Here is a 14,598-nt window from a genome sequence, read left to right on the forward strand (position 1 = left end):
TCTTAATTCAAAAAAAATAAAGGAACGTCTTAAAACGCTCCTTTGTTTTATAATATAAATCTCATAAAAACCTGATTTGCAATGTCAAGACCCCTAATCGTCAAAAAAATATTTTTCCCATCATCCATTAAAAGCCCTTGTTCAATTAGTTTAGATATTTCCTGACCAAAAACATTATAAACATCATCACTAAATCTTTTATTAAAAACTTCTTTAGAAACACCTTTTATTTTTCTTAAACCAAGGATCATAAATTCGCTCATTTCATCCTTTTTGCTAATAAATATTTTTTCTCTTTTTGCTTCATCATTATATACTAAGTTTACATATTTCTTAACATCATCCACATTGTAATATCTATATTTATCTATAAACGAATGAGCCGATGCCCCAACTCCATAATACTCTTCTTCATTCCAATAGGTTAGATTATGAATGCATTCATATCCCGGTAAAGCAAAATTCGATATTTCATAATGCACAAATCCCTTGCTTTTTAAAAAATTTACTGAATAATGATACATTTCTCTATCGATATTTTCATCAGCAACGTTAAGTTGTCCCATATTATATAATTCGTAAAAGGGCGTTCCTTCTTCTATTATCAAACTATAGCACGACAAATGTTCAGGTTTAATTTCTGCAATTTTCTCCAATGTTTCCTTCCAGTCATCCATTCCCTGTCCAGGAATATCAAACATCAAATCAACATTAATATTATTAAAACCTATTTTCCTTGCCATTTCATAGTTTTCTAAAAAATCGCTAAAGGTATGAATTCTCCCTAGACTTTTTAAAATCTTATCTTGAACAGCCTGAAGACCAATAGATAGCCTATTGACTCCATATTCTTTTAGCACTATCAATTTTTCTTTTTCCAAAGTTCCAGGATTAGCTTCAACAGTAAACTCCGTAAATTGAAATTTGCTTAAACTTCTTAACAGTTTTTCAAGGCTATTTTTAGATAAAACGGTGGGGGTTCCCCCACCGATGAATATTGATTTTAATTTGTTGTCTTCAATTCTTTTTATTTCGCTTATTAAAGCATCTATATAATCATCCTGCAAAGACAAATCTGAAATAGAATAAAAATCACAATACAGACACTTTCTTATACAAAATGGGATGTGAATATATAAAGCCCTTTCCATTATTCCACCTTCAATACAGCCATAAATGCTTCCTGTGGAACCTCAACAGTTCCAATTTGCTTCATCCTCTTTTTACCTTCTTTTTGCTTTTCAAGAAGCTTTTTCTTTCTTGTAATGTCTCCACCATAGCATTTTGCAAGAACGTCTTTTCTCAAGGCCTTTACAGTTTCCCTTGCTATAATTTTCGAACCAATTGCAGCTTGGATAGGTATCTCAAAAAGTTGCCTTGGAATAATTTCCTTAAGCTTTTCACATATTGCTCTGCCTCTTTGATATGCCCTTTCCTTTGGAACAATTTGAGATAAAGCATCTACTGGATCACCATTTAGCAATATATCAAGTTTAACAAGGTCTGATTCCTTGTATCCTATAAGTTCATAGTCAAGGGAAGCATATCCCTTTGTTCTAGATTTTAAGGCATCAAAGAAATCATATATAATTTCATTTAATGGCATCTCATAATGAAGCATGACCCTTGTTGTTTCTATATATTCCATATTTTTAAATATTCCCCTTTTATTTTGACAAAGATCCATTACCGCACCAACATATTCTGAAGGAGTTATAATAGTTGCCTTAACATAAGGTTCCTCCATAAATTCTATTTCTGTTGGCGATGGCATATTTGTCGGATTTGTAAGTTCAATTACCTCTCCATCCGTCTTAGTAATTCTATATATAACGCTTGGAGCTGTTGTTACTATATCAAGATTATATTCCCTTTCCAATCTTTCCTGAACTATTTCCATGTGAAGAAGTCCCAAAAATCCACATCTAAATCCAAACCCTAAAGCTACAGATGTTTCTGGCTCAAATATTAGGGCAGCATCGTTAAGTTGAAGCTTTTCCAATGCTTCCTTTAACTCCTCATATTTTGCACTATCTGTTGGATAAAATCCGCTGAATACCATCGGAATGGCAGGGCGATAACCTGGAAGCGGTTCTTTAGCTTCCCTTTCAGCTTCAGTAATAGTATCACCAACTCTTGCATCCCTAACATTTTTTATGCTGGCACAAACATATCCAACATCTCCAGCCTTTAGTTCTGCAACTTCCATATATTGTGGCCTAAAGATTCCTACTTCGGTTACTTCATATTCCTTTTTAGATGCCATAAGCTTAATTTTCATGCCCTTTTTGATAGTTCCCTCTTTAACCCTAATATAACATATAACTCCTTTATATGAGTCATAGTAGCTATCGAATATCAATGCCCTTAGTGGTGCGTCCTCATCGCCCTCAGGGCAAGGTATCTTTTCAACAATTGCCTTTAAAACATCCTCTATTCCAAGTCCAACCTTTGCAGAAATTAATGGAGCATCAGAGCAATCAAGGCCTATTACATCTTCTATTTCCTTTTTAATCTCATCAGGCCTTGCACTTGGAAGGTCTATTTTATTAATTACAGGAATTATTTCAAGATCATGCTCTAAAGCTAAATAGCAATTTGCAAGGGTCTGAGCTTGTATTCCTTGTGTTGCATCAACAACTAAAAGAGCCCCCTCACAAGCTGCAAGGCTTCTTGAAACCTCATAATTAAAGTCTACATGACCAGGGGTATCTATAAGATTTAGAATATATTCCTCACCATCTTCCGTTGTATGAACAAGTCTTATGGCCTGAGCTTTAATCGTTATTCCTCTTTCCTTTTCAAGCTCCATTGTATCAAGAACCTGATCTTCCATTTCTCTTTGGGTTAAAGTTCCTGTTTTTTCAATCAATCTATCAGCTAAAGTTGATTTTCCATGGTCAATATGCGCAATAATACAAAAATTTCTTATCTTCTTTTGTCTATCACTTGGCATATATATCCTCCTCATAGGTAGAGTGCAATCTTTTCTTCGATTTTGCTATTAAATAATTATATATTAAAATTTATTTTATGTAAATAAATGAAAGGAAATTAGTTAATCTATGCATTCTGCTAAAACCCTCGCAATAACCTTTGCAGAATTAATGGCTTCCTCAAGGGAATTTTCGTTTGACCCTACCTCTATCAAAACTATTTTTGAAGATAAATCCTGGTTATAATGACTTTTGGATTGTTTATACATTATTCCCCTTGAAAATCCTGGATATAAATAGTTAAACTTATCATTTATCTTTGTTGCTAAGACATTGTTCCTTGTGTGATTTCTATTTAAAGTATCGACAACAAACATAACCCTCCCATATCTTTCATTACCTATAATTGCAGTAGATTTATTTTTTCCTACATTTGCGTCCCTATGTAAGTCAATTATAATTTTAAAACTATCGTATTTTTTAAGATATTTTTGAACTGTTGGTCTAGACTTAAGATATGCTCCCTCACGTTTGGGAATATCATGAAAAGTCGTATCATGGATTGTTGATATACCATACTTTTCTTCAAGTTCCTTTTTTATTTCTGCCCCAACCCTTATTAAATTTAAATTTGAATCCGTTGTAAAGTTTTGTCCCTTACCATCAGGATTATAGCTCTCTGTGGTATGAGTATGATAGATTAAAATTAAAGGCTTTTTAGGATCAAGTTTTCTCTTTTGGGGCGGATTTGATTTTGCTTCCTCTATTATATTTATAGCAGTTTCCTCTTTTTCTTGTGATGAATTGTTTATTGCTTCCTCATCTTGAATTTCCTCTTCATCCTCCAATGCAACCTCTGTCCTTGGTATTACAACGATAGGTCCACTTTCTTTTATAGCTAAAATTTGTTGTTCAACCTCACCCATCATTGGAATACTACTTATTAATAACGTTTTATAATCATAAAAATCAATTCCAGTTAAATTTTTTGTTATTACAGAAAACCAATTTATGTCTTCTTCGTCATCTTCTTGATACATAGAAAGCATAGGTGTTGCTTGAATTAAAAGGAATTGATATGTATTTAACTTATATTTTGAATTAAAAAATATAAGCATGATGGGTAAAACATAACTTAATAAAAGTTTTAATAGAATAAGAAATACTCCTATTTTCCCTAGATATTCTAATATTAACGTCCAATTTAACCTCTTATGCATCCCCATCTTCCCCTTTACAATTTACTCTTAATATTTATATGTTCAAATTTATAGTATTAAAACAAAAAATAAGACACCTTATCGGTGTCCTTTTAATGAATGTATTTATTAATGTCCTCTAACTCAATACCAGGATGAACGGCAATATTTATCGCATTTGCTATAACTTTTGAAATGTCTTCAATTAAACTATCGATTTCCTTAGGAGTTACCATAAGATCACCAATATAAGGATTTAGTATTTGTCTTATTAAGGCATATTTTTCATCCTTATTGACATTTTTAAGCATATTATAAAAATCCTTATCATTAGACGTCTGTTTAATTAAGGAATCTATCATAAGATCAATAGTATCGTTAGCAAGAGTTGCAGCATCTACAACAGTTGGAACACCAATAGCTATTACAGGGATTCCTAAGGTTCTTTCGGATAATTCCATTCTCCTGTTTCCAACACCTGAACCAGGATTTATACCTGTATTCCCTATTTGAATAGTTGTTACAACCCTTTCCATTTTCCTTGAGGATAATGCATCTATCGCTATTACAACATCTGGTTTTACCTTTTCCACTACTCCTTGAATAATCTCAGCAGTTTCTATTCCAGTTATTCCTAAAACTCCTGGAGAAATTGCACATACTGGATTAATTCCTTCTTCTAAATATTGGGGCATATATTGTTTTAAATGCCTAGTTACAAATAACTTTGACACAACCTTAGGGCCTAATGAATCAGGTGTTACGTTCCAATTGCCAAGACCAACTACTAATACAGTTCCATCCTTCTTTAAATTTATTAGTTCTGCTAATTGTTTAGCCAAAGATTTTCCTAATCTATCATGAAATTCGGCATCATAGTGCCTAATTTTGGGAACCTCCATAGTAATATAGCTTCCTATTGGTTTCCCGATTATTCTTGCTCCTCTTTCATCTAAAACCTTAACAATGGTTATTTTAATATCTTCATCCTTATGATCAACGTCCACCGCAACACCTGGGACTTCTCTATTGCTGCCTTCCCTATAAATTTCCCGTGCTTCTATCGCAAGATCTGTTCTAATATTAAACATCGAACCACCCTCTTTTACAAAATTCTATTTATAGATTTCCCATAATTTTTTTTCATATACTATTTGTGCCTACGAGCAAAATTATTGGACAAAAACTATATATTTTTCTTGAAATACATAAATATTAATGGTATAATATCCTTTGTTGTAATATGTAGAACCCTTCGCAGATTCCCCATCTGCTGGTATAAATAATTTATTTTTGAGGAGGGTAGTCAATGGCAAACATAAAGTCAGCTATAAAAAGAATAAAAATTACCCAAAAAAGAACATTAAGAAACAAAATGGTTAAGTCTTCAATGAGAACAGCTATAAAGAAGTTTGAAGCTGCATTAAACAGCGGCAACTTAGATGATGCAAAGGTTTTACTCGTTGAAGCTATCAAAAAAATCGACAAAGCAGCTGCTAAGGGAGTAATTCATGCTAATGCAGCAGCAAGACACAAGTCAAGACTTACTTTAAAGCTTAACAAAGTTTCAAATCAATAATTAAAACACCCATTTAGGGTGTTTTTTACTTTTATTTGCATATATTTAAAATCAAAAGTTCTAATGCCAATTTACTATCTTGAAGTTTTCCAGACTTTATACTAAAATCCGTTTCCAAGCACAAATTAATATTTTTAATTATCTCATCTCTATTAAATTTTTGGTGCTGAATTCTTAGGTTTTTAATAATAAATCTTTTCTTACCATCCAAGGATAAATTTCTCAATATCTCATCCTCACCCATTCCCTTATGTCGTTCATCTATAATCTTCATCAAATATAACAATCTAAATTGCCTTATTATCATTCCCAATATTTTAAGTTCCGATTCCTTTTGATTTATGAGTGTATTTAAGATAGACAATGCAGTGTGAGCTTCCTTTTTGCCTATACTATCAACCATTTTAAAAATATTGCTTTCTAGTGTTTTAGTAACAATATCATCAATATGCTGAAGGGTTATTTTTGGCTCATCAAGGGTATAATCTATTAGTTTATTAAGTTCATTATAAACCTCCTGAGTTGAATAATTTATTGACTCTAAAAAATAATTAATCTCCGCTCGCCCTGCTTTTTTATATTCTTTGTTTACAAGTTTTTCAACGAAACTTGGTAAATCCTGCTTTGTAATAACAAAATGGGCCAAGCATCCTATTTCAGATACTATTTTACTTATTTGATTAGAAAGATCTATTTGTCCATCTATCGTAAATAATAAAACTGTATCAGAATCAACAATTCTAATAAGTTCAACTAATTCCTTTATTATGCCTTTATCAATATTTATTTTTTCTTCTTCTGTTCTCGCTTTAATTATATTAAAATTTTTAACATGAACCAATTTTGTTGTTACAAAAAAAGTTGAAGTAAAAATAGCATTTTTAATATCATCAATAGATGTATTTTCAAAATCTAAAATTCTAATATCATATCCATTTCCATCATAAAATTTATAAGCTTTTTTTAATGATAAATCAATATCATTTTTATTAGTTCCACCGATAATAATAACTCGGTTTGATTGTAATTCCCTTTCAAAGGATTTTATATCATTAACTATCATCAAAATCACCTTTTATAAAATATTTTTTACCATTAGTATGTATTGTAATATTACCATTTATATCAGTTCTAAAAATTCTAACTCCCCTTTGGTAAAGGTATTCCATCAATAAGTTCGATGGATGTCCAAAATTATTTTTACCAACTGATACAACAGCAACACTAAATTTATATTTTTCAGCCGTATTTATATCAAAGGATTTTATTGAACCATGATGTGGAAGTTGAACTATATCATAATTCTTATTTTCTAAATCTATATTATCTAAATCTACATCCGAAGGCAATAGCATATAAAAATCTTTAAAAGATAATTCTAAAACAATAGCATTTTCATTTTTATCATCCTTTTGTTGTAAAACTTCTGGATATAAAACCTTGAGAACAACTCCATCCACCACAACCTCATCCCCCTTTAAAAGCAGAGTAGATTTTATGTTTTCTATTTTAAATGGTGCAGCGATATTATAAACATTAAAATTATTTAAAATAGTATGAAACCCAGAGAAATGATCCTTATGGGGATGGGTAATAATAAGTAGGTCTATTTTATTATATCCTTTCCGTTTAATAAATGGAACTATTCTTTCTTTTGCAGCAATATAGTCATCAAAACTTGGCCCTGTATCTATCAAAATTACTTTTTTATATGGAGTTTCAATTAAAATGCTATCTCCCTGTCCGACATTAATAATGTTTACTTTTAAATTTTTAGGATTATACAAAATTGAAGATATTAAAAATAAAACCAATATATAGTTAAATTTTCTATATTTCTTTTTTATTAAGTTTATAAATATTAATAAATAATAACTAACTAATGTAATGTAGTTCATGCTAAAAAACATTTGAATATTATATTTACTAATTTTTGTTATAATCTCAAATAACTTTATCCCAAAAAATAAGGGTGGAAAAAGTAAAATGTCCAATTTAAACACTAAAAATATTATAGAGGATAAAAAAGATAAAATCGTTAATATACCAATAAAAGGTGATAATATAATATTCAAAATAAGGCTATATATTGAAAAATAACCATTATAAATTAAGGATATCGGCGTTATAAACAAAAAAGTAGAAAGAGCAGCTGATATATCATTATTAGCATTCTTAATGTAATGTCCTAATATCAGGATTGAAAACGTTGCTAAATACGAAAATATAAATCCTCTATTAAAAATTAAATATGGGTTAAAAAGTAGCATCAATAGTGCTGCTATAAAAAAATTGTTTAATCCTAACGATGGTCTTTTTACTATCTTTGAAAGGCTTACAAAGGCAATCATTATAAACGCTCTTAGAACTGAAGGTTCAAGTGACGAAATTAAAACAAATATGAAACAAATAATTAGGGATAAAATTTTTCTTAAATTTGCTCCAAAGCATTCAAAAATTCTATTAAAAAACAAAAATATAATTCCAAGATTAAACCCAGATACAGCTAAAAAATGCGATAATCCTAAATCATTGAATATTTTGTATTCCTCTTTCATATTTGATGTATATCCAAATAATATTGCAGCTATTAACCCTCCTGCCTTTTTGTCAATTAAAGTTAGTCTATTTATCAAAAAATACTTAATTTTAACTAAAGATGATAAAACTGTTTTTTTATTTATAATTGTAAAATTTTCATTTTCTTTTATTTTTCCTATAATTCCCCTTGAATAATAATTTTTCTTTTTATAAGTTTGAATGGGTTCAAATTTTGAATATATTTTTATATAATCTCCCGGTGAAAACTCCTTAGTAGTATATAACAGAATCTTATAATTTTCTTTATAATTTACAATCAAATAACTATCTGAATTTTTTTCAGCAATATATCCATCAAAAATATTATTATTCCTTAACAATTCCTCCTTCTTCACAAAATTACTGTGTTTAAAATTAGCAACCAATATTCCTAATACTAAAAATGCTATTAAAAAATATATCAAACTCCTCTTATTGATAAAAATCAAAAAAAGTGCAGTTAAAGCTGCACTAATTAAAATAATGCTTCCTGAAAAATAAATCAAAACTCCTAAAATAAAAAATAAAGTCAAATAAGGGATTAGCAAAGCTATTCACCTCTCGCTTTATTGAGCATATCTGGGACAGGACTTGCATCCGTATGATCATTATCAAGATAATGTAGTTCAGCCTTTATATCAACAATATGGCCATTTTTATTATGCTTTATTCTCACATTATCAAATCTTGCATCATCTTGATATTTAGAAAGATAATTTCCTAATATCTCAATTGCATTATATTCCGTCACGCTATCATAAACACTAAAATACTCACTTTCAGGTATTTGAAGGGTTATTTCATAAAGTCCATCCCTTTGAATCCTGGTTTCTCTAATTCTATTTAGCATATTTTCTTCACCTCCAAATTACTATTAATATTTTTTCCTAACTAATCAAAATATAAACAAAAAACCTAAAGGCAATTTCGCCTTTAGGTTCAATTTACTTTATAACCTTCTTTAAAGTCCTTGAAAGTGGAATAGCAACAATGGCACTGACAATCGCCTGAACTAAGTTACCTGGGACAGCAGTCATTGCAGTTGCAAAACCATAAAGAACAGTTTCATATATAAAATATCCCAATACCATCCAAAGACCCGCTATAAAATAAGCCGAATAAATAAAATAAGGATTAAATTTCCTATCAAATATTCTAAGCAATGTCCCTGCAATAAATCCTTCCAAACCCTTAATTATAAATGTTCCGGGTGCATATATATTATACCCTAGGTAAATATCTGAAAAGGCTGACCCTATACCTCCAGAAATAAATCCAATATTACTTCCTAATATACTTGAAATAACAAAAATAAAAATATCTCCAAAATTAATATACCCCTTTACATACGGGATTTTAATAACTATTGTTGCAACAAAAACAAGCGCAATACCAAAACCTGAATAAATTATTTTTCTAAATTTTTCTGTCCTCATAATCCCCCTCCTATTGTATCGATACATTTAATCAATTGTTTATTCATATATATAATATTCAAAAAAATAAGTTTGTCAATACAAAAAAATGAACTATAGCAAAGCTATAGTTCATTCTTTTCTAAATAATTTAACTATCTCAACTACTACTAGTGGAGCTATTGAGCACAATAGGACCACTACAAGTTGTTCTCTATTTAATAATGTTACTTTAAATATCCTTCTTAAGAAGGAAGTCGATAAAACCGTAATTTGAATAAATAAAGATATTAGAACAGCAAGATTTAAGTATCTATTTTTAAATATGCCACTTGCAATTACTGACTTTAATTCATATCTATTATTATAAGCATGAACTAACTGTGATAAACTTAAAGTAAAAAATGCCATGGTTCTTCCAATTAACTCATATTCTTCAAAGGAAAGGCCTTGCTTTTTACCATAGTTAACACCATATACATAAGCAATAAGAGTTAAAGCTCCTATCAATATACCTTGCATCAATATTCTAAAACCCGTCCCTTTAGAAAAAATTCCTTCATTAGGATCTCGTGGCGGTTGTTTCATTACTCCTTCTTCAGCAGGTTCCATTCCTAATGCCAAAGCTGGGAGGCTGTCCGTTACAAGATTTACCCAAAGTATGTGAATAGGCAATAAAGGTTCAGCCCATCCTAAAAGCGTTGCAACAAAGAGTGTAACTATCTCTCCTATGTTACATGATAACAAATAGCTTATGGACTTTTTAATATTAGAATAAATCGTCCTTCCTTCCTCTACTGCCGCTACAATAGTTGCAAAATTATCGTCAGTGAGGACCATATCAGCAGCTTCCTTAGCAACATCTGTTCCGGTTATCCCCATCGCTGCACCAATATTTGCAGTCTTTAAAGCCGGTGCGTCATTAACTCCATCTCCTGTCATTGCAACAATTTGACCATTCTTTTTCCATGCTTCAACGATTCTTACCTTATGCTCTGGTGAAACCCTCGCATAAACGCTATACCTAGTTACATTATTAAACAACTCCTCATCGCTCATTTTTTCAAGTTCTACACCGGTAATAGCTTCTTCATCACTGTTTAAAATTCCAAGTTCTTTAGCAATAGCAATTGCTGTTGTCTTATGGTCTCCTGTTATCATTACAGGCTTGATACCAGCGGTTTTACACTTTTTAACAGCATCCTTTGCTTCTTCCCTTGGAGGATCTATCATACCTATTAAAGCGACAAAAATTAAATCCTTTTCAGCATAATTAATATCCACTTCATTTGTGTTTTTGTATCCTACTGCTAAAACCCTTAATGCCTTAGCAGCCATCTCTTCATTAGCTCTTTTTATTCTTTCAATATCGTCAATTGTTATTTCTCTCACAGCATTGTTATCTAAAATAAACTTACATTTAGATAATAATATATCTGGCGCTCCCTTTACATTAACTTCTATCTTATCTTCATATCTATTAAATGTTGTCATTAGTTTTCTATCTGAATCAAAAGGTATCTCATCAATCCTTACATACTGCTTTTCTAACTCCCTTTTATCAATTCCTGCCTTTAATGCTATATCAACTAAAGCTGTTTCTGTCGGGTCCCCCAAAGTGACTATCTTTCCATTTTCCTCAACAACTTTAGTATCGTTGCAAAGATTAGCAATTATTAAAGCCTTTTTAGCATCTAATATATCATCTGCATAACCGTTTACTGTAAATATTTCTTTTACTGTCATCTTGTTTTGGGTTAAAGTTCCGGTTTTATCAGAACAAATTACAGTAGCGCATCCTAAAGTTTCAACCGCAGGCAATTTCCTTATTATAGCATTCCTTTTTATCATTTTTTGAACACCTACAGCAAGAACAATTGTAACTACTGCAGGTAGTCCCTCAGGAATTGCAGCAACAGCAAGGGAAATTGAAGTCATAAACATATCAAATAATTCATGACCTCTTAATATTCCAATTAAAAACATAACTGCACAGATAACTAATGCCGTTATTCCCATCCATTTGCCTGCTTCTTCTAATTTTACTTGTAAAGGTGTCTGTTCCTCTTCTACATTAGAGAGCATATCTGCAATTTTACCTATCTCCGTTTTCATACCAGTTGCAACAACTACACCCTTGCCTCTTCCATATGTAACCATGGAGGACATAAAGGCCATGTTCTTTCTATCTCCAATTGAAATATTTTCATTATCTAATGCTTCACTACTCTTTTCAACCGGAACGGATTCACCTGTTAATGAGGATTCTTCTATCTTTAAATTTACTGCTTCTATAAGCCTCAAATCCGCTGGAACAAATCTACCTGCCTCTAGCACTACTATATCTCCAGGAACAATTTCCCTAACAGGAATCTCTTTTGAAATTCCATTTCTTACAACTACAGCAAGAGGTGCTGCCATCTTTTTTAGTGCACTAAGAGATTTTTCTGCTTTGTTCTCTTGAATAACGCCAAGAACAGCGTTTAAAATTACTACAAATAAGATTATTATTGAGTCAGCAATCTCTCCAACAAATCCAGATATTAAGGCAGCAACTATTAAAATTATTACTAAAAAGTCCTTAAATTGATCTAAAAATCTTTGAAATAATGATTTTGTTTTTCTTTCCTTAAATTCGTTATACCCAAACTCTGATAACCTCCTTTTGACTTCTTCATCCGATATACCATTTTCATTTGTATTAAGTTCTGAAAATATTTCTTGTTTAGTAAGCATATAGAACGGCTTCATATAATCCCTCCTTAGAATATTTTTTCAAAAATAAAAGACCTTTATCCATGGATATCCATAGATAAAGGTCTTACTCACAAGGTTTCCCTTGCTAACCGACCGGGCTTTCGCCGAGGTGACGATCGGTTAAGGCTTAGGCCGAGTTACTCCCCTTTACATGTATAATTATAGTCACTTTCTTTTTTTTGTCAATCTGTCATTATCCTCCTCAAATTCGACTGCTTTAATTTTAGTAGAATATCTTTTATAAATAAAAGGTATTAAACTCAAAAGCAAAAGTAAAAGTATTGCTATATAAAATTCTTTAGACTTTATATTTTTAAGGGAACTACCAAAGTAGCTATAAATAAAAGTCCCAGGAATAATGCCTATTATAGTTCCTAAAAGGTAATCCTTGAATGTTATGTTAGAAATTCCACAAATATAACTTACAGCATCAAAGGGTAGTATTGGAACAACCCTTAAAATAAATGTAATAATAAATCCGTTTTCCTTTGAATTTATTTTTATTCTGCTGTATCTTCCTTTTAATAACCTATCCACCAAATCCCTTCCAAATTTTTTTGCTAAAAAATAAGCAATTATTGAACCTAAAATACTTCCAACCAAAGTATAAAAGGTTCCTAATAATGCACCAAAAATTAATCCTCCCAATGTTGAAAAAATACCAACTGGTAAAAGTAGAAGTGGTCTTACGGTGCATAATATTAAAAATATAAAAGGTGCAATAACTTTATTATAACCAATTATGCCTCTTAACTTATTTATATCATAGAGCTGATATTTAATTAATAAGAACAATGAAATAGATAAAAACAATAAAATAATTAAAACATTTCTTTTTATACTTTTTTCGCCTATAACCTCTTTATGCATCAGTTTAACCCCTTTACTCATCCTTTTTAGTTAATTTTATCATTTTATGTGTATTATTTCAATTAAATTAAATATTTTTCAATTCATTGTATATTTTTATGTTTATTGGAAATATTATTAACATCACCAATATAAGTTAGGAGGTTTTTTTATGGCAGACAAATCTATAATCTGCAAAGACTGCGGTAAAGAATTTATATTTACTGAAGGTGAGCAAAAATTCTACAAAGAAAAGGGATTTGAAAACGATCCAGTAAGATGTCCAAGATGTAGAAAAGCAAAAAAACAAGAGCGAAGACCTTCAGCAAGATAAGGGGAGTTATCCCCTTTTTTTATGTTACATAATTTTTATTAGATTTTTCATAGATTTAATGTTATAATAACCTTAAAATATTAGGAGGTTAATTTATGGAAAAAGTCGCTCTTGTTACCGACAGCTCATGTGATCTTCCACAAAGGATAATAGACGAATACGGAATTAATGTAATTCCTCTAAGGATCATATATAAAAACAATGAATATAAAGATGGAATGGATATTAAACCTATTGAAATTTATCAAAACTTAGATATTGAGGTTCCCAAAACGTCAATGCCATCTCCTTATGATGTTGTTTCAAAACTAAACGAATTAAAACAAAAAGGATTTACCCATTGCATTGCGTTAACTATATCTTCAGGCTTAAGCGGCACATATGATATGTTCAAACTTGTTAAGGAAGAAATCAGCGATATTTATATATCAGTAGTAGATTCGAAAATTCTTTCCTTAGGACTTGGGCTTTTAGTCTATGAAACAGCTAAAATGATAAAAAACGGATACCATTATGATGAAATTTTAGATAAAATAGAAGTTTTAAAAAATAGAGTAAAAGGATTTTTTACAGTTGATACATTAGAATATTTAAAAAAGGGCGGGAGAATTAGCAGTTTTGCTGCTAAAATAGGATCTTTATTAAATCTTAAACCAATAATTTCTGTAGATGAACATGGCAAATATTATATGTTTTCAAAGGTCAGGGGTAAAAACCAAGCCGTAGCAAAGATGATAGATGAATTACTTTTGTATTCTAAAAATTATAAATCTATAATAGTTGGTATTCCCCATGCAAATGTAGAAAATGAAGCCAATGAACTTGCAAATAAAATTAAAAATATATCTTCTGTTAAAGAAATTATAGTAAACGAAGTAAGTCCTGCTCTTGGAGTGCATTCTGGGCCTGGACTTATAGGTTTAACTTTTTTACCAATAGAATAAGGGGC

The 14,598-nt window shown here is 30.6% G+C and carries 13 protein-coding genes; 3 read left to right on the plus strand and 10 right to left on the minus strand.

What is annotated here, in order from left to right:
* Positions 1-47 precede the first annotated feature (47 nt).
* From hemW to gpr, 4 genes are all read right to left on the minus strand, one after another.
* Positions 48-1,151: a radical SAM family heme chaperone HemW gene (gene hemW, locus Q3V94_RS05240; RefSeq protein WP_303525751.1), complete on the minus strand. Its 1,104-nt coding sequence runs from the start codon at positions 1,149-1,151 to the stop codon at positions 48-50.
* Positions 1,151-2,956, minus strand: coding sequence for a translation elongation factor 4 (gene lepA / locus Q3V94_RS05245; RefSeq protein ID WP_303525753.1), 1,806 nt, complete (start codon positions 2,954-2,956; stop codon positions 1,151-1,153). Before lepA ends, hemW begins: the two co-directional genes overlap by 1 nt.
* 102 nt (positions 2,957-3,058) lie before the next feature.
* Positions 3,059-4,156 carry a stage II sporulation protein P gene (gene spoIIP, locus Q3V94_RS05250; protein ID WP_303525754.1) on the minus strand — a complete coding sequence of 366 codons (1,098 nt, stop codon included), beginning with the start codon at positions 4,154-4,156 and terminating at the stop codon, positions 3,059-3,061.
* Between the two features lie 92 nt (positions 4,157-4,248).
* On the minus strand, positions 4,249-5,226 hold the full coding sequence (gene gpr / locus Q3V94_RS05255; RefSeq protein WP_008909647.1) for a GPR endopeptidase: 978 nt from the start codon (positions 5,224-5,226) through the stop codon (positions 4,249-4,251).
* 218 nt (positions 5,227-5,444) lie between these two features.
* Between gpr and rpsT the strand changes: the two genes are divergently transcribed.
* Positions 5,445-5,714 carry a 30S ribosomal protein S20 gene (gene rpsT, locus Q3V94_RS05260; protein ID WP_008909648.1) on the plus strand — a complete coding sequence of 90 codons (270 nt, stop codon included), beginning with the start codon at positions 5,445-5,447 and terminating at the stop codon, positions 5,712-5,714.
* Positions 5,715-5,745: 31 nt separating this feature from the next.
* Here rpsT and holA read toward each other — a convergent pair whose 3' ends face one another.
* From holA to Q3V94_RS05290, 6 genes are all read right to left on the minus strand, one after another.
* Positions 5,746-6,777 (minus strand): DNA polymerase III subunit delta, encoded by a 1,032-nt coding sequence (gene holA, locus Q3V94_RS05265; protein ID WP_303525757.1) that lies wholly within the window; start codon positions 6,775-6,777, stop codon positions 5,746-5,748.
* A complete protein-coding gene (locus tag Q3V94_RS05270) occupies positions 6,767-8,842 on the minus strand; it encodes a DNA internalization-related competence protein ComEC/Rec2 (RefSeq protein ID WP_303525760.1) in 2,076 nt (691 codons plus the stop codon). The genes holA and Q3V94_RS05270 overlap by 11 nt, the downstream gene beginning before the upstream one ends.
* A gap of 2 nt (positions 8,843-8,844) precedes the next feature.
* Entirely contained in the window at positions 8,845-9,144 is a 300-nt protein-coding gene (locus tag Q3V94_RS05275) for a hypothetical protein (RefSeq protein ID WP_008909651.1), read from the minus strand.
* 94 nt (positions 9,145-9,238) lie between these two features.
* A complete protein-coding gene (locus Q3V94_RS05280) occupies positions 9,239-9,730 on the minus strand; it encodes an ECF transporter S component (RefSeq protein ID WP_274767869.1) in 492 nt (163 codons plus the stop codon).
* Positions 9,731-9,841: 111 nt separating this feature from the next.
* Positions 9,842-12,445, minus strand: coding sequence for a calcium-translocating P-type ATPase, PMCA-type (locus tag Q3V94_RS05285; RefSeq protein ID WP_303525958.1), 2,604 nt, complete (start codon positions 12,443-12,445; stop codon positions 9,842-9,844).
* Positions 12,446-12,631: 186 nt separating this feature from the next.
* Positions 12,632-13,336 (minus strand): TVP38/TMEM64 family protein, encoded by a 705-nt coding sequence (locus Q3V94_RS05290; RefSeq protein ID WP_303525764.1) that lies wholly within the window; start codon positions 13,334-13,336, stop codon positions 12,632-12,634.
* A gap of 151 nt (positions 13,337-13,487) precedes the next feature.
* On the opposite strand from Q3V94_RS05290, the gene Q3V94_RS05295 reads away from it, so the two are divergent.
* Both Q3V94_RS05295 and Q3V94_RS05300 read left to right on the plus strand, forming a co-directional pair.
* Positions 13,488-13,649: a zinc-ribbon domain-containing protein gene (locus Q3V94_RS05295; protein ID WP_303525766.1), complete on the plus strand. Its 162-nt coding sequence runs from the start codon at positions 13,488-13,490 to the stop codon at positions 13,647-13,649.
* 95 nt (positions 13,650-13,744) lie between these two features.
* Positions 13,745-14,593 carry a DegV family protein gene (locus Q3V94_RS05300; RefSeq protein ID WP_303525767.1) on the plus strand — a complete coding sequence of 283 codons (849 nt, stop codon included), beginning with the start codon at positions 13,745-13,747 and terminating at the stop codon, positions 14,591-14,593.
* The last annotated feature ends 5 nt before the right edge of the window (positions 14,594-14,598 follow it).

The sequence above is a fragment of the Caloramator sp. CAR-1 genome, from assembly GCF_030546345.1.
Classification (GTDB): Bacteria; Bacillota; Clostridia; order Clostridiales; family Caloramatoraceae; genus Caloramator; species Caloramator australicus.